Below are 15,260 nucleotides of genomic sequence, written 5' to 3'. Positions count from 1 at the left end.
ACTGACGCCATGACCCAACCACAAACCTCCAACAAGCGCAGACTGCTGGTGCTTACCCTCCTGGCGTTGACGCTCATCGTGGCCGCCGTCGTCGTCTGGCGGGTGGAAAACGCCCCCACTACCGACGATGCCTACGCCTATGCCGACACCATCGACGTAGTGCCGGAGGTGAACGGCCGCATCGTCGAGATGCCGATCCGCGACAACCAGGAAGTGCGGCAAGGCGATCTGCTGTTCCGCATCGATCCGCGCCCTTACCAGGACGCGCTGGCGGCCAGCGAAGCGCGCCTGATCACGCTGAATGAACAGATCAAACTGACGCAGCGTTCGGTCAACGCGCAGCAGTACAACGCCGAATCGATGAACGCCATCGTCAAACGCTCGCAGGCGCTGGTGGCGCAGGCGACCGACACCCTCAACCGCCGGCAGAAGCTGCTCGGCAAGAACTACGTTTCGGCGGAAGAAGTGGAAACCGCCCGCACCTCCCAGCGCTCGGCGCAGGCGGAACTGCAGGCCGCATTGCTGCAGGCGAAACAGGCGGAAGCCGCCGTCAGCGGCGTCGAAGCCCTGGTCGCGCAGCGCGCCGAAGTGCAGGCCGACATCGCCATCGCCAAGCTGAATCTGGAATTTACCGAGGTGCGAGCGCCGTTCGACGGCCGCATCGCCTCCCTGAAAACCACCGTCGGCCAATATGCCTCCAGCGCCAAACCGGTGTTCACGCTGATCGACACCCGCCACTGGTACGTGGTCGCCAACTTCCGCGAAACTGACCTGAAAGGCGTGCATCCCGGCGTGCCGGCCACGCTGTATTTAATGAGCGACGCCGGCCAGACCTTCAGCGGCAAGGTGGAGTCGGTCAGCTACGGCGTGCAGCCCGACGACGGCGGCAGCGTGCTGGGCGGGCTGCCCAACGTGTCGCGCAACATCAACTGGGTGCACGTTTCTCAGCGCTTCCCGGTCAAGATCGCGGTAGAGGCCCCCAACCCGGCGCTGTTCCGCGTGGGCGCTTCGGCGGTGGCCAAGCTGAACCTGCGCCATGAAGAGTAAAACGATGTCTCGCGGCTGGCTGTCCCGGTTGATCGACGAGCTGCGCCCTTCGGACAGCCGCATCAACCTGGTGATCCGCGCCCTGCTCTCCAGCGCGATCGCCATCGTGATCTCGCAGACGCTGCAGGTACCGTGGCTGGCGCTGTCGCTGATCGCTGTCTTCTTTATCACGCAGTCCAATATCGTGATCACCCGCGCAATCGGCATCCTGTTTTTCGTCAGCTCCACGCTGGCGATCGGCGCCGCTATCCTGGTGCTGAAGTTCACCTACGACTACCCGATGCTGCGCATCTTGCTCTCCAGCGCGCTATTTTTCCTCAGCGTGTTCCTGATGCGGGTGACCAAGGTTGGGGTGCTGTTCTTCCTGATGGCGCTGGTGGTGATCTACACGCAAAGCTTTGTCGATCTCACTCCGCAGGCGGAAGTGGTGATACGGCTGGTGCTGTGGGTATGGGTGGCGATCAACTACGCCATCCTGCTCACCCTGATCGTTAATACCCTGCTGCTGCCGGCCGAACCGCTGAAACAGCTAAAGGGCCGGATGAACGCGGTGTTGGACGAAACCCGCGCTATGTTGATCAACGGCGGCGAGACGCGCGATCTGAGCGCCATCTCCCAGCACGCCACCGAGCTGCATAAGCTGCTGCGCTTTTCGGTGATGCGCAGCGATCGCTGCCGCGCCAACGAGCCCGGTTATCTGGCGCTGATCACCCTGGTGTTACAGCTCAATATCCTGGCCTACCAGCTGCCGCCGGCTTTCGGCGCGGCCGCGCGTCATTTGGCGCAAGAGATAGATGCCGCCTGCCGCGCACTGCAAACCGCGATAAGCCACGACAGCGCGCTGCGATTTTCCGTCGCGATCGCCGGCAGCGACGATCCGCAGGTGCCGGCGCCGCTCAATGAAATGGCCGGCCTCCTGCAGGTCTACGCCAACCGCAGCGACTACGCCGACGCCCTGCAGGCCGCGCCGCCGCCGAAAGTGCCCTTCTTTACCCCCGACGCCCTGACCAACCCGGTTTACATCCAGTTTTCGTTGAAAACGCTGCTGACCGTGCTGGTCGCCTACGTGTTTTATACCGCCGTCGATTGGTCCGGCATTCATACCATCATGCTGAGCTGCCTGATCGTGGCGCAGCCCAGCCTCGGCGCCACACAGCGGCGGGCGCGGCTGCGTCTCGGCGGCGCGGCGATCGGCAGCCTGCTGGCGCTGATCTCGGTGGTGTGGATCATGCCTCACCTCGACAGCCTCGTCGGCTTGCTGCTGCTGACGCTGCCGGTGATCGCCCTCTCCGCCTGGATCGCCGCCGGCTCCGAGAAAATAAGCTATGCCGGGGTACAGATCCTGTTCACCTTTTCTCTGGCGCTGCTGGAAAGCTTCAGCCCGGTCACCGGGCTGACCGAGATCCGCGATCGCCTGATCGGCATCGTGCTGGGGGTAGGGTTCGCCACCTTCATTCACGCCACGCTGTGGCCGGAATACGAAGGGGAGTCACTGCGGCAGCAGGTTGCCAACGTGCTGCGGGAACTGTCGCGCTTCCTCGGCGGCGAGAACACAAACGCCATCGGCATCTGGCAAAAGATCGAGGGCTGCGAAGCGGTAGTGGCCCGGGTGACGCTGGAGCCCACCTGGCAGCTGGCGGACGATAACCATGAAAGCTTCACCCGGCATATCCAACTGATCTTTAACCAGACGCGCAGCCTGTTGCTGACCAGCGAAAAGCTCAACACCTATCTGGCAGGCAGTGGCGCGGCGCTGTCCGCGCAGGAACGCCAGGCGCTGTTCGAGGTGCAACGTCAGGGCGGGCGCGTTCTCGCCGAGTATGCGGCGCAGCTTTCACGTGCGCCGCAAGCGTTGCGGGCGCCCGACTTTCATCCACCGTTGGCCGCCCTGCACGCCGACACCGTGCGCCACCTGGCTCAGGAGCTGAGCGACGGGGTCAATCGCCTGCCCGCCTGGGGCGACGCCTAGCATTTTCCGTTTGTGGCCATGCACGCCCGGCGCCATGCGCTATAGTGAGCAAAAACCACCGGGAGATGCCATGCAAATAAGACCTTACCAAGAGGCCGATCGCCCCTTCCTGCGCACGCTGTACCTGGCGTCACGCAAGGCGGCGTTCGGTTGGCGCGATACCTCGAACTATCAGTTGGAAGATTTCGACCGCGCGACGCTGGGCGAAGCGATTTGGGTGGCGGAAGACGGCGGCGTGCTGCTGGGATTCGTCTCCATCTACCGCGAAGACAACTTCATTCATAACCTGTATGTCGATCCCCATCAGCCGCCGCGCGGCGTCGGCAGTGCGCTGCTGCAAGCGGCGCAAGCCACCTTCACCGCCACCGGCTCGCTGAAATGCCTGGTGAAGAATGAAAAGGCGCTGGCGTTCTACCGCAAACACGGCTGGCGCATCATCTCCACCGGCAACGACGGCGAAGAAGATTATTACCTGATGCACTCACCGGCACGCTAGCTCTTACCCGCGGCATCCGGCATGCCGCGCAGCGTCAGCCGCCAAAACAGCAGTGCGCTCAGGCTGACGCCCGCTCCCAGCCAGCAGACGCCGCTCCAGCCCGCCCAGGCGTACATATGGGTGCCGGCAAAGGCACCCAGCCCGCTGCCGACGGCGTAAAACAGCATGTAGCAGCCCACCAGCCGGCTGTGCGACTGCGGGTGCGCGCTGAAGATCATGCTCTGGTTCAGCACGTGGATCGCCTGGCCCGCCAGATCCAGCAGCACAATGCCCGCCACCAGCCAAACCAGGCCGCTGCCGAGCAAACCGAGCGGCAGCCAGGCCAGCGTCAACAGCAGCAGACACGCGCCGCTGGCCGCCTGCCCCAGCCCGCGATCCGCCAGATGCCCGGCGCGCACCGCCGCCAGCGCGCCCACCGCGCCGACCAGGCCGAACGCTCCCACCGCGGCATGGGTGAAGTTGAACGGCGGCCGGCTCAGCGGCAACACCAGCGAACTCCAAAAGAGGCTGAAAGCGCCGAACATCAGCAGCGCCAGCATGCCGCGAATTTGCAGCGTGCGGTCACGCAGCAACAGGCTCAGCATTGAACGCAGCAGCGCGGGATAACTCAGCGTGCTGGGCGCGGTGCGCGGCGCAGGCAGCAGGCGCGACAGGATCGGCAGCAATACCAGCGTCACTCCGGCTGAGAAGAAGTACACCGTGCGCCAGCCGCCGACGTCCGCCAGCGCGCCGGAGAGAGTGCGCGCCAGCAACAGCCCCAGCACCACCCCGCCCTGCGCCGCGCCGACCACCCGCCCGCGCTCCTGCGGCGCCGCCAGGGCGGCGGCGAATGCGATCAGCCCCTGCGTCATGGCGGTGCCCAGTAGCCCCACCAGCAACATCCCCGCCAGCAGCCAGGGCGCGCTGTGCGCCCAGCCCACCAGCAGCAGCGCACCGATCAGCCCCAGCTGTTGCCCCGCCAGCAACCGATGCCGGTTCAACCGATCCCCCAGCGGCACCACCAACAGCAACGCCAGCGCGCAGCCCAACTGAGTCACGGTGATCACCATGCCGACCGCCGCCAGGCTGATGGAAAAATCGCGGGCGATGGCGTCCAGCAGCGGCTGCGCATAGTAAACGTTGGCCACGCTAAAGGCGCTGGCACCGGCCAACAGCAGCACCAGGGCGGCCGGCAGACGCCCCAGCGCCGCACAGGGGGGATCCAGCAGTTTGTCGCTCATCGCACACCTCAATCTGGTTTCATAATTAAACCCAATGAACTTTAGATGCGAAGGTTTTATAATGCAACCAGAATATGTCGCTGGAGATAAACGCCGTGAAACGTAAAAGCCTGGAAGACGCGCCGTGCCCGGTAGCGCGCACGCTGGATGTGATTGGCGACTGGTGGTCGCTGCTGATCGTGCGCGACGCCTTCGACGGCGTCACCCGTTTCAGCGAGTTTCAAAAAGGGCTGGGGATGGCGAAGAACATTCTTGCCACCCGGCTGCGCGCCCTGGTGACGCACGGCGTGCTGGAGATCGTGCCCGCCGCGGACGGCAGCGCCTATCAGGAGTATGTGCTGACCGAGAAAGGCCGCGCGCTGTTTCCGGTGATCGTTGGCCTGCGCCAGTGGGGGGAAGATCATCTGTTCGCCGAGGGAGAGGCGCACTCAACGCTGGTGGAAAGCGACAGCGGCCGCCCCGTGCCGCGCCTGACGCCGATCGGCAGCGCCGGGCAGACGCTCACCCCGCTGAATACCCGGGTGGTGAAGGTGGGGGAACGGTTTGAGCCGTCTTTTAACAATCCCCAATTAGCGATAAAAGAAACACTTCCAACCGAAATCGCCGCACAGATCGACGCCGCATGCAACGTGCTGACAGAGCAACTCGGCGAGACACTCTTGGGCATCCATCTGTATGGATCCGCGGCCGATGGCGGTCTTAAACCCAACAGCGATATCGACATCTTGGTCGTCATCAGCAAGCCGCTGATGTCAACCACTCGGGCCGCCCTCATGAAAGCTTTGCTGACCGTGTCGGCTCCGCCAGGTGCCGACAGTATTTTTCGCCCGCTGGAAGTCACCGTGCTGGTACAGACCGACATCAAACCCTGGCGCTATCCGCCACGACGTGAGTTACAGTTTGGTGAGTGGCTGCGTGAAGAGTTGCTGGTGGGAATTGTCTCCCCCGCCACCTTGGATCCTGATGTGGCGATCCTGCTTACCAAAGCCCGGCAGCATCATCGACATCTGTTCGGCGCCTCCTTTGAACTCCTGTATGACAGCGTCCCTCGCAGCGACTTCATCGCCGCGCTCACCGATACCCTGAGTCAATGGAACGAGCCTGATGACTGGCATGGCGACGAATGCAACATTGTGCTGGCGCTGGCGCGCATCTGGTTCAGCGCGGCGACCGGTCGGATCGCCCCCAAAGATGTGGCCGCCGAATGGCTGCTGGAACGCTTGCCATCTGAACACCAGCCGGTACTCAGCACCGCGCGGCGAATTTATCTCGGACAAGCGATAGATGATCTGCCTCAGCATCAGCAGCCGTTGGCGGCATTCATCGGCTATGCCAAAACGACGATCGCAAGTCTATTGACGACAACAGCATCGCAATAAGACGCAGGCCTGTCGACACCACTTATTGATGCAGGGACGGATTTTGTTCATGGCCGCCGCCCCCTGCATGATTCACTTCGCAGCGCCATCCGGGTAATGTATAGTCCGCGTTTTACGGAGAACCCATGCTGACTAACTCATCCATTCGTCTGAACAAATACATTAGCGAGAGCGGTATCTGCTCACGCCGCGACGCCGATCGATACATCGAACAGGGCAACGTTTTCATCAACGGTAAACGCGCCACCGTTGGCGCCCAGGTATTTGCCGGCGATGTGGTGAAGGTTAACGGTCAGCTGATCGAACCGCGCAATGAAGAAGATCTGGTGCTGATCGCGCTGAACAAACCGGTCGGCATCGTCACCACCACCGAAGACGGCGAACGCGACAACATCGCTGACTTCGTCAACCACAGCAAGCGCATCTTCCCGATCGGCCGCCTGGACAAGGATTCGCAGGGGCTGATCTTTCTGACCAACCACGGTGACCTGGTCAACAAGATCCTGCGCGCCGGCAACAATCACGAGAAAGAGTATCTGGTGACGGTCAACAAGCCGGTGACCGACGAGTTTATTCGCGGCATAGGCGCCGGCGTGCCGATGCTTGGCACGGTGACCAAAAAGTGCAAGGTGAAGAAAGAGGCGCCGTTCGTGTTCCGCATCACGCTGGTGCAGGGGCTGAACCGCCAAATCCGCCGCATGTGCGAACACTTCGGCTATGAGGTCACCAAGCTGGAACGCACGCGCATCATGAACGTCAGCCTGAAAGGGTTGCCGCTGGGCGAGTGGCGCGATCTGACCGATGACGAGCTGATTGAACTGTTCAAGCTGATTGAAGGCTCCTCGTCCGAGGCCAAGCCGGCGAAAAAAGCCCCGGCCAAATCCGCCGCGGCGAAAAAGCCGAGCGCCGGCGGGCCAAAAAGCGCCGACAAAGCCGCTGCGCCGGCCGGCCGCAAGCGCTTTACCCAGCCGGGGCGCAAGAAAAAAGGGCGTTAAACGCCTTCCCCCGTTCAGCCCGCCGTTGCGCGGGCTTTTTTATCGTGAAAGTCAGCCACAGGCCGCCACTGAGTTCTCACCATAAAAAAGGCCCGCATCAAGCGGGCCCGTCGGTACCAGAGAAGTCTAGAGGGAAAATCAGAACGACCAGCGCAGGTTGGCGTTGACCGAATTAACGCGGGTATCGGCGCCGAATTGCCCCTGATAGCCGACATCCAGCGTCGCAGCGCGCGACAGCTTCACGCTCACGCCGATATCGCCCACCATCACGTTGTCATCCACGGCCTGGCCCTGCGTGACGAACGCGTCGCTGCCGGCAAACGCCATGCGCGATGAGGTGTTCTTATCGCCGTAGGCATGTTGCCAGCCGAGCGAGCCGTAAAGGCTGACGTTCTTCGGCAGTTCGGTCACGCCGCGCACCCCGAGCGTGGAGTAGAAGGTGTTCATCGTTTCATTGCGCACGCTCAGCGCCGCCGCGCCACCCGACTCCTGGAAGCTGTCGGTATGCAGGCGGATGTAGCTCAGGTTGATGAACGGTTCGACGTTCATCTCCGGCTGGCCGAAACGGTAACCCGCTTCGGTGAACGCCAGCAGCGAGTTGGCGTCGTAATCCGACTTCAGCCGATCCGAGAAGCCGCTGAAATCGACGTTGCGCTTGCCTTCAATCTTGTGCCAGGTGTAACCCAACGCGCCGCGCAGCGAGAACGCATCCTGCTGCCCGGCCGCATACAGGCCGAGGTGGTAGTTGTCGGTATCGGCCTTGGAGCGGCGGCTGTCGACGTCATAGTCGCCGCGGCTGTAACCGAAGTAACCGCCGATGCGCACGTTATGGTCCGCCAGTTTGCGATCTGCGCCCAACAGGAAGCCGGTGGTGTTGCCATCCAGCTTGCCCACGTTGCCGTTGCCGCTGTTTCTGCCCCAGGAACTGAAGGTCTGCCCCCAGACGCCGCTGTTTTGCGCCTGCGCCGGTTGCACCAGCGACATCGCCAACGGCGGTACCGGCAGACTGTCGTTGTCGAACAGGCGCAGCATGCGCTGGTTCAGCACATTGAACAGCTGGGTGCTGCCGGCGATCAGGTTAGACTGCATCGACGGATAGACTTCGCCGGACAGCTGATTGAACGCCTCGCGCGCTTCCGGCGCGCTCAGCAGCAGCAGCGAGTTGTACAGCGCCAGCGAAGGACCGCGCTGCGCCAGCGTCGAGAGCGCACCGGCGGTATTCCACTGGTTGCCGCTCTCGGCCACCGTTTGGAAAATGCCCGGCTTGCCGCTGCCTGGATTCTCGCCCCCCGGATTTTCCCCGCCTGGGTTTTCTCCGCCCGGGTTTTCTCCGCCCGGGTTTTCTCCGCCCGGGTTCTCGCCCCCTGGATTCTCACCGCCTGGGTTTTCCCCGCCCGGATTCTCACCACCCGGATTTTCACCGCCCGTGTCTTTCTGCGCGATGGTCAGATCCACGGCGTTGGCGCTGTGCTTCAGCGCCACATCGAGGAAGGCAGACTTGGAGACCGCCGCCGCGAACTGGCCGTCAATGCCGCCGTCCGAGGTCAGAATGCGGTAGCTTTGGCCGGTTTTATAGCTGGTTTGCGGATCCAGCGCCGTCACCTGCACCTTGGCCTGATCGCTGATGGTGGTTTTGCCCGCCACCAGCAGCTGGTCGCTGCGGCCGTCGCCGGCGATATCGACGTCATAGAAGGATTCGCCGATAAAATTCAGGTAGCGTTTCAGCGTCAGCGTGCCGATATTGCCATCGCCGGGCGAGATATGACCGCCGGACTGGATCTCGGTCTGGCCCAGCGTGCCGTTGCCGCCCAGCGTGCCGCCGGCCTTGATCGAGGCGGCGCTGCTGTAGCCCAGCCCGTTATTAACGTCGGTACCCGCCGTCGCGTTCAGGATCAGCGTGCCGCCGTTCTCGGCGCCTAGGGTTTGGATCTCGAAGATGTCGTCTTCTTTCTGGGTATTGATGTCGCTGGCGATGATGAGTTTGCCGCCGCGCGCGGTGACGTTGGCCTGCAACCCAGTGAGATCGCCGTTCAGCGTCGTGTGCCCGGCGGTGTTGATCACCTCGCCTTCGCCGCTCATCTTGTTGCTGAAGACGTAATTGCCGTCGGTATGGTTAAAGTACACATAGCTGCGGAACAATCCGCCCCGCAGGGCGATCGCCGTCTGGGCATCGATGGTGCCTGCGGCGCCCGCCGCGCCGAGCGTCGGCTCGGTCAACCCAGTGCCGGTGTCCATATTGCCGCGGCTGCCGATAATCAGCGCGCCGCGGTTCGAGCCGGAACCGGTCTTGCCCAGCACCACTTCGTTGCCGCCGGCGGAGAATGTCCCGCCGTCCATGACCGCCAACACGCCGTTGCCGTAATCGCCGACGTTGACGCTGCTGCCGCTGGTAAAGCGCGAGCCGTTGCCGGCGACCACCAGCTCGGCGGTTTTACGCGCGCCCGAGACACCCGCCACCTGGATGTTGCCGACGTTGACCGCAGCGCCGTTCAGCACGTCCAGATCGCCGTAGAGCGTGAGCGCGCGGCCGACGTTCCACTGGGAATTGGCCCCGGTGACCGTGGCTTTCGGGCTCAGCGTATCGGTCTCACCCGGTCCGCTGCCATTGCCGATGCGCGCGTCAAAGGCGGTGTTCAGCACCGCGCCGTCTTCGATCGCCAGCGTGGATCGCGCCCCTAAATCGGTGCCGACACTGAGAAAATTGCTGGTGACGCGAGAACCGGCGCCGGTGGCGATAAGGTGGCTGTCGTAGCCACGGGTGGTGCCGACCACGATCTCTTTCGCGCTGGCCAGCGCGCCGTCTTCAACCCGCAGCGTGCCCCGCCCCAGATTCAGGCCGCCGCGCAGCACGAACTGATCGTTCACCGCGTTCAGCTCGGCGTTCGGCCCACGAACCGTGACCACGCTGTCGTGAATTTGGCCGTTGAACATCCGGCCGATATTGATGTTATAGGCGCTGATCTTGCCATTCTCGATCAGCAGGTTGCCGCTTTGATTACGGCCGACGTAAACGTCCCCGGTGTAGGCCAATGATTCGGTAATTTTTGAGTCGCCGTCAAAAATGGCATCGTCTGCGCGAGCGAGATCGGCGGGCGCCAGCATCAACAACGGCGCGGAAAATAGAGCGAGGTAAAGTTTGGAAAGCGGTGTTCTAACCGCTAAAGGGTGCGATGTTTTGTCATTCACGGGCTATCTCCGTACTCGTTAGCGTGATGTCGCGAAATTTATTGTTATAGGGAACTCAATACACTAGAGGAGAAGTGAGGCGTTATTTCGCGCACGCCGGTTTAGTGATCGTCGAAGCAAAAGCTTATTGCCCCCCGGCGCTGACGCTCCGACGATGAAAAACCAGGAAGCGGTAATACCGCCCCCAAAGCGAATTATTTATGCGTTACCACCGGCGTACAGGTCGGCGCGCTCAGCGACGGCGACGAACCTAAAATTCCCGGCATCATCAGCGACGAGCAATCGAAAATGCGGCCTTTTTCCGTGGTGGCGCGATAAGAAAGTTTTTGGCCGCCCAGCGCATCCGGCTGCGCGCCATTGACATTGGTCACGGTAATTTCGTCCGACGATCCCAGCCCCAGCATTTTGGCGGTTTCCGCCTGCAGTAATGGAATGGCCTGATCGGTTTTCAGGGTGGAACAACCGGCTAGCATCATCGTAACGGTTAAAGCGATAAGTGGTTTCTTCATAAATTATCCTTTATAACCAATCAGTTAAAATTACCAATTGGCTTTATGTTTTCTCTTATCCAAATCCTCGAATAATATATTTCCCTTTCCTAAACGAAAAAACCCTCCTAAAGTAGGGAGGGTTGATAATAATTCATCAGGCCTATCTGATATTTGAAGGCGAAAGGAGAATCCTTTGGGGCAGGATTATGCGTTGGTCGTTGATGACCATCCATTGGTAGCAAGCGGCATCGCCAATTTTCTCAGCACGCATTGCCGATTCAAACAGGCGCATGTGGTGACTAATGAAGAGAATTGCTACCGCCATATTAGGGAAAATGGCCCACCGCGTTTACTGGTGATCGATTTTTGGCTTTCTTCCGGTACAGCGTTGAAATTACTCAAAGAAGTAAAGCAACTTTACCCTCAGGTGCGGATCTTGGTGGTTAGCGGCGACGAGAATAACGATATCTGGCAGAAAGTGCACACTGCCGGCGGGCATGGATTTGTATTAAAAAACGAACCGCCTGAATTATTCGCCAGGGCGGTTTTTGCGTTGAATAATAATCAGGATTGGTTCCCTGACGGTAATGAAACCTGCATTAAAAGCCATCATGAGCACTTAAATAAGTTCAATTTAACGCCGAGGCAAATCGACGTATTAACTATGATGCTGCGCGGCCTGCCAAATAAAAGAATTGCGACGCAACTGTCTATTTCCGAACCCACCGTCAAAGAACATATCAGCAATATATTGAAAAAGATCGGCGTCAACAGCCGGGTGGAAGCCATCACGCTGTTGCACGGCAAACGGGATCCGTCGTCATGAGGTTTTTCCAGCATTTACAAAATGATGGCATCTCCCCACGCGCGCAGATCCGCCTGCTGGACAACACCTTCATGCGGCTGGTGTTCAGCTTTACCGCCGTGCCTTTCGTCGGCATCCCTTTCGCCATCTGGATTTATTTGCTGGGGGATGAACTTGGCCCAACCATTGCCTGGATCATGGTTTACCTGCTATGCGCCGTGGCGATCAGAATATGGCATCGGCGCTACCTGCGCGAGGCCAAAGAAAATGATGAAGACACCGTGCTGCGCCGCTGGCTGCCGCGCATTAATAAGGTAGCCTTTATTCACGGCTTGGGGATCTCCTCACTCTATTTAATTACGCCGCAGACCCATAACTTTGACTTTTTTCTGCTGCTCAATATCAGCATCGCCGCGATCGTCGCCGCCAACGCAACGCACCTGACGCCGGTTATCAGCACCTTTACCCGCTTTTTCTTCGCTTCCTGGGGGCTGCTGAACCTCGGCATCATCTGGCGGCTGGAAGACGTGATGTTCATCGTGCTGATGCTGAACTTGCTGTACGGCTTCGCTATTTACCGCCACGCGTTAACCTCGCATGCGTTCTTTATTCAGCAGGCGCTGCTCGAAGAACAAAGCTCGCGCCTGGCGGAGCAGTTCCGTCAGGCCAAAGAAGAGGCGGAACAGGCGCTGCTGGATAAGAACCAATTCCTGACCACCGCCAGCCACGACCTGCGCCAGCCGGTGCACGCCATGGGCTTTCTGATCGAGGCCATCATCCACAAAAACCGCGACGACAGCCTGACGCCGCAGCTGCTGGATCTGCAGCAGAGCGTACGTTCGGTGCATTTGATGTTCAATTCGCTGCTCGATCTCAGCAAGATCGAATCCGGCAACGTGCGCACCGCCGCCACCCATGTGGATATCGGCGCCCTGCTCGACTCGGTGGTCACCCTGTTCCGCGAAGAGGCCAACAGCCGCGCCCTGGCGCTGCGCACCTGGCGCCCCAGACGGCGCATCAGCGTGATGGGCGATCCGCTGCTGGTGCGGCAATCGCTGATCAACCTGATCCAGAACGCCCTGCGCTACACGCAACGGGGGGGCGTGCTGATCGCCATCCGCCCTCGCGGCGCCGAGTGCCTGGTGGAAGTGTGGGACACCGGCGTGGGCATCGCCGACGAAGAGAAAAGCAAAATCTTCTCCCCTTACTACCGCCCCGAGCTGGCGTGGAAAATCGACAGCGCCGGCCACGGGCTGGGGCTGGCGGTGGTGGCGCGCTGCGCCAAGCTGATGAAGGTGAAGTACGGCATGCACTCCGTCGAAGGCAAAGGCTCACGCTTCTGGATGCGCTTCACGCAATACATCGGCGAAGATAAAGCGCCGGAAACCGCCGCCGCCTACGACAACACCGCCACGCCTACCCGCTATGCACCGCTGCGCGGCGCCTGCCTGGTGGTGGACGACGATCCCTTGGTGACCTCCGCCTGGGAGAGCCTGATGAGCACCTGGGGCATCACCGTGCGCTGCGCGGCCTCCGCCGAGGAAGCCTTCGCCATTGTCGACGGCGGCTTCACGCCGTTCGCCGTGCTGTGCGACCAGCGCCTGCGTTCCGGCGAGAGCGGCTTCGACATCCTGCAGGCGCTGTTCGAACGCCTGCCGGACGTAAGCGGTGCGATGGTCAGCGGCGAGTTCAATTCGCAAATATTGCAAGAGGCCGAGCAGGAAGGCTATCTGGTGCTGCGTAAGCCGCTGGAGCCGGCCAGGCTGCATGCGCTGCTGACGCAGTGGGGGGCGGGCTAGCGCGATGCGGTACCTTAGCGGGCAAGATGGCGCAGCAGGCCTTCAAGGTTGCGCTCCCCCTCCGGGGTTTGCGCCCCGGCCTTCAGCCCGCCGCGAATCAACTGTTCCGCAGCCGGGCGGGCGAACAATCCCGCCCAGGCGTCGTGCTCACGATAAAAACCGGCCTGCAAATCCGGTGCGGGCATCGCCTGTTTGGCCGCCGCAATCACGCCCTCAGGCAGTGCCGCGATATTGCGCGCTAGCCGATCGACGAAATCATCCAGCTCGGCGGCGGGCAAGGCGCGGTTAATCCAGCCATACCGCTCTGCGGTAGCGGCATCGATAAGGTCGGCGCCCAGGATCACTTCCAGAGCGCGGCCGCGAGTCATTCGGCTCGTCAGATACTGCGTCGCGCCACCGCCGGGCGTAATGCCCATCAAGGCTTCGCACTGGGCCAGCCCCGCCAGCTCTTGTGCGGCGAAAGCCATATCGGCCGCCGCAACAAACTCGGCCCCGCCGCCGCGCGCCAGCCCGGCCAGCTTAACGAGAGTGACCTGCGGCTGGCTGCGTAGCAGTTCGCCAAACGCCTGGAACGGATTTAGCCCCTCCGGCGCGTTGCTCGCCAGTTCGTCGAAAGCGTGCGGCTCATCGATCAAGGTCATGTCGACGTGAGCGATGAAAAACGCTGGGTTCGCGCTCTGGAACACCAACACGCGCGTATCCGGATCGTCACGCACCGCCAGCAATAAACGGCTGATTTCCGACATCAGCGCTACATCAAGCACGTTTACCGGCGGGTTATCGATAGCGATGGTCATCACGCCGTGCGCATGAGACAGCCTGAGTTTGCTGAAATCTGTATCTGTCATCTCAATGTCCTTTTACCTGGGGGTACAAGTGCGGGTTTTTCGCGCCGTGTGTCGAATGGTATACTTTGCATACCTGGCGTCAATTACGCATCTTAAGCATCCCAAGGATGCAGGAGGATACCGATGGATAAGAGCGACCTTGTTTACCGCGCTGACTGCCCAAGCCGCATCGTGCTCGATCAGATTGCCGATAAATGGTCCATGATGGTGCTGGAAGTGCTGCGCGAGCCGCAGCGCTTCAACGCCATCAAGCGCCGTTTGGATGGCGTCACGCAACGCGTGCTGACCCAGACGCTGCGCAAGCTGGAACGCAACGGCATGGTGCATCGCAAAGTGTTGGATGGGCGGGTGCTTGGCGTCGAGTATTCGCTGACGCCGCTTGGCAAATCCCTTCAGGGGCCGTTCTCGATACTGTTCGACTGGACGTTAGGGAATATTGAGGCGATTCAGGAGTGCCAAAAAAGATACGACGAGCAAAACCTATAGGGTGAAAATTGAGGCTAGCTGTGACTATTGCGTAGAGCCGCCTGATTGATCTCTTCCGGATCTCTGATTTATCCTGGCACCGATATTGGGAGGAGATCAAGAAGACGGAAAACTCAAAAAGTGGGTGGAACTAAAACGGGTGTGCTTGCATGGTCACTTCCTGAAAATATAAGTTATTGGAATATATATCATGCTTTATGAAGAACTACCTCAATAACATACTATAATTTATAGTAAAAATAATAAGTTAATTAGTGCCCATATGTGAATTAAACATTACGTACCTTTCATATATCCTAAACGCACAAAGTATTATTTTTTAAGTGAAAGCCATACTTACACTACTAGATAAAGATTGAAATGGCTAACACGATGAAGCTTAAAAAGCTAATTACTGAGGATATTTGTACAAAATGGCACGTAATCAAGACAATTTTAATCAGCGAACCCAAACGATTTGGCGCTATGAACCAGATATTCTTTCATTGTGTAAATACTTAGCTGTAGAATCCAGAGACTAAAGTGAAAACACAGCAGAA

General features: G+C 60.2%; 12 protein-coding genes and 1 pseudogene. 9 read left to right on the top strand and 4 right to left on the bottom strand.

Annotated features, from left to right (window positions below):
• The first annotated feature begins 9 nt into the window (after nucleotides 1-9).
• From mdtN to ACJ8QF_RS08610, 3 genes are all read left to right on the top strand, one after another.
• Nucleotides 10-1,047 carry a multidrug transporter subunit MdtN gene (mdtN, locus tag ACJ8QF_RS08620; RefSeq protein ID WP_004941492.1) on the top strand — a complete coding sequence of 346 codons (1,038 nt, stop codon included), beginning with the start codon at nucleotides 10-12 and terminating at the stop codon, nucleotides 1,045-1,047.
• A 4-nt stretch (nucleotides 1,048-1,051) separates the two neighbouring features.
• Nucleotides 1,052-3,016, top strand: a complete 1,965-nt coding sequence (locus ACJ8QF_RS08615; protein WP_442537452.1) for an FUSC family protein — start codon at nucleotides 1,052-1,054, stop codon at nucleotides 3,014-3,016.
• A 70-nt stretch (nucleotides 3,017-3,086) separates the two neighbouring features.
• The gene (locus ACJ8QF_RS08610; protein WP_004941487.1) at nucleotides 3,087-3,512 is read left to right on the top strand and encodes a GNAT family N-acetyltransferase; all 426 of its coding nucleotides are present in this window, start codon (nucleotides 3,087-3,089) and stop codon (nucleotides 3,510-3,512) included.
• Here the strand turns inward: ACJ8QF_RS08610 and ACJ8QF_RS08605 are convergent.
• A complete protein-coding gene (locus ACJ8QF_RS08605) occupies nucleotides 3,509-4,732 on the bottom strand; it encodes an MFS transporter (protein ID WP_442537451.1) in 1,224 nt (407 codons plus the stop codon). The two genes, ACJ8QF_RS08610 and ACJ8QF_RS08605, sit on opposite strands and share 4 nt — an antisense overlap.
• A 95-nt stretch (nucleotides 4,733-4,827) precedes the next feature.
• Here ACJ8QF_RS08605 and ACJ8QF_RS08600 point away from each other — a divergent pair.
• The 3 genes and pseudogenes from ACJ8QF_RS08600 to rluF all read left to right on the top strand — a co-directional run.
• Nucleotides 4,828-5,265: pseudogene (locus ACJ8QF_RS08600) on the top strand (winged helix-turn-helix transcriptional regulator); the annotation flags it as partial.
• Between the two features lie 42 nt (nucleotides 5,266-5,307).
• The gene (locus ACJ8QF_RS08595) at nucleotides 5,308-6,111 is read left to right on the top strand and encodes an aminoglycoside adenylyltransferase family protein (RefSeq protein ID WP_442537651.1); all 804 of its coding nucleotides are present in this window, start codon (nucleotides 5,308-5,310) and stop codon (nucleotides 6,109-6,111) included.
• Between the two features lie 125 nt (nucleotides 6,112-6,236).
• The gene (rluF, locus tag ACJ8QF_RS08590; protein WP_442537450.1) at nucleotides 6,237-7,106 is read left to right on the top strand and encodes a 23S rRNA pseudouridine(2604) synthase RluF; all 870 of its coding nucleotides are present in this window, start codon (nucleotides 6,237-6,239) and stop codon (nucleotides 7,104-7,106) included.
• Between the two features lie 138 nt (nucleotides 7,107-7,244).
• On the opposite strand, the gene ACJ8QF_RS08585 is transcribed toward rluF, so the two are convergent.
• Nucleotides 7,245-10,292: an autotransporter outer membrane beta-barrel domain-containing protein gene (locus ACJ8QF_RS08585; RefSeq protein WP_442537449.1), complete on the bottom strand. Its 3,048-nt coding sequence runs from the start codon at nucleotides 10,290-10,292 to the stop codon at nucleotides 7,245-7,247.
• Between the two features lie 194 nt (nucleotides 10,293-10,486).
• Nucleotides 10,487-10,801 (bottom strand): lipoprotein, encoded by a 315-nt coding sequence (locus tag ACJ8QF_RS08580; RefSeq protein WP_004941478.1) that lies wholly within the window; start codon nucleotides 10,799-10,801, stop codon nucleotides 10,487-10,489.
• 175 nt (nucleotides 10,802-10,976) lie between these two features.
• On the opposite strand from ACJ8QF_RS08580, the gene ACJ8QF_RS08575 reads away from it, so the two are divergent.
• Nucleotides 10,977-11,609, top strand: a complete 633-nt coding sequence (locus tag ACJ8QF_RS08575) for a response regulator transcription factor (protein ID WP_015378765.1) — start codon at nucleotides 10,977-10,979, stop codon at nucleotides 11,607-11,609.
• The gene (locus tag ACJ8QF_RS08570) at nucleotides 11,606-13,387 is read left to right on the top strand and encodes a hybrid sensor histidine kinase/response regulator (protein ID WP_166445318.1); all 1,782 of its coding nucleotides are present in this window, start codon (nucleotides 11,606-11,608) and stop codon (nucleotides 13,385-13,387) included. The genes ACJ8QF_RS08575 and ACJ8QF_RS08570 overlap by 4 nt, the downstream gene beginning before the upstream one ends.
• 14 nt (nucleotides 13,388-13,401) lie before the next feature.
• Here the strand turns inward: ACJ8QF_RS08570 and ACJ8QF_RS08565 are convergent, their stop codons facing one another.
• Nucleotides 13,402-14,235 (bottom strand): enoyl-CoA hydratase/isomerase family protein, encoded by an 834-nt coding sequence (locus tag ACJ8QF_RS08565; protein ID WP_442537448.1) that lies wholly within the window; start codon nucleotides 14,233-14,235, stop codon nucleotides 13,402-13,404.
• Nucleotides 14,236-14,358: 123 nt separating this feature from the next.
• Between ACJ8QF_RS08565 and ACJ8QF_RS08560 the strand changes: the two genes are divergently transcribed.
• Nucleotides 14,359-14,721 (top strand): winged helix-turn-helix transcriptional regulator, encoded by a 363-nt coding sequence (locus ACJ8QF_RS08560; RefSeq protein ID WP_442537447.1) that lies wholly within the window; start codon nucleotides 14,359-14,361, stop codon nucleotides 14,719-14,721.
• Nucleotides 14,722-15,260 lie beyond the last annotated feature (539 nt).

Origin of the sequence: Serratia sp. CY81684, assembly GCF_052166595.1 — a bacterium.
Taxonomy (GTDB): Bacteria; Pseudomonadota; Gammaproteobacteria; order Enterobacterales; family Enterobacteriaceae; genus Serratia; species Serratia nematodiphila.
Note: the sequence above shows the minus strand (reverse complement) of the source record. Positions and strands in the feature narration are given on the sequence as shown.

What these genes read in the sequence shown, in the direction of transcription:
- ACJ8QF_RS08605 (WP_442537451.1), bottom strand. Translation starts at nt 4,732, where the DNA reads ATGAGCGACAAACTGCTGGATCCCCCCTGTGCGGCGCTGGGGCGTCTG.
- ACJ8QF_RS08560 (WP_442537447.1), top strand. Translation starts at nt 14,359, where the DNA reads ATGGATAAGAGCGACCTTGTTTACCGCGCTGACTGCCCAAGCCGCATC.
- ACJ8QF_RS08565 (WP_442537448.1), bottom strand. Translation starts at nt 14,235, where the DNA reads ATGACAGATACAGATTTCAGCAAACTCAGGCTGTCTCATGCGCACGGC.
- ACJ8QF_RS08615 (WP_442537452.1), top strand. Translation starts at nt 1,052, where the DNA reads ATGTCTCGCGGCTGGCTGTCCCGGTTGATCGACGAGCTGCGCCCTTCG.
- ACJ8QF_RS08580 (WP_004941478.1), bottom strand. Translation starts at nt 10,801, where the DNA reads ATGAAGAAACCACTTATCGCTTTAACCGTTACGATGATGCTAGCCGGT.
- ACJ8QF_RS08570 (WP_166445318.1), top strand. Translation starts at nt 11,606, where the DNA reads ATGAGGTTTTTCCAGCATTTACAAAATGATGGCATCTCCCCACGCGCG.
- mdtN (WP_004941492.1), top strand. Translation starts at nt 10, where the DNA reads ATGACCCAACCACAAACCTCCAACAAGCGCAGACTGCTGGTGCTTACC.
- ACJ8QF_RS08610 (WP_004941487.1), top strand. Translation starts at nt 3,087, where the DNA reads ATGCAAATAAGACCTTACCAAGAGGCCGATCGCCCCTTCCTGCGCACG.
- rluF (WP_442537450.1), top strand. Translation starts at nt 6,237, where the DNA reads ATGCTGACTAACTCATCCATTCGTCTGAACAAATACATTAGCGAGAGC.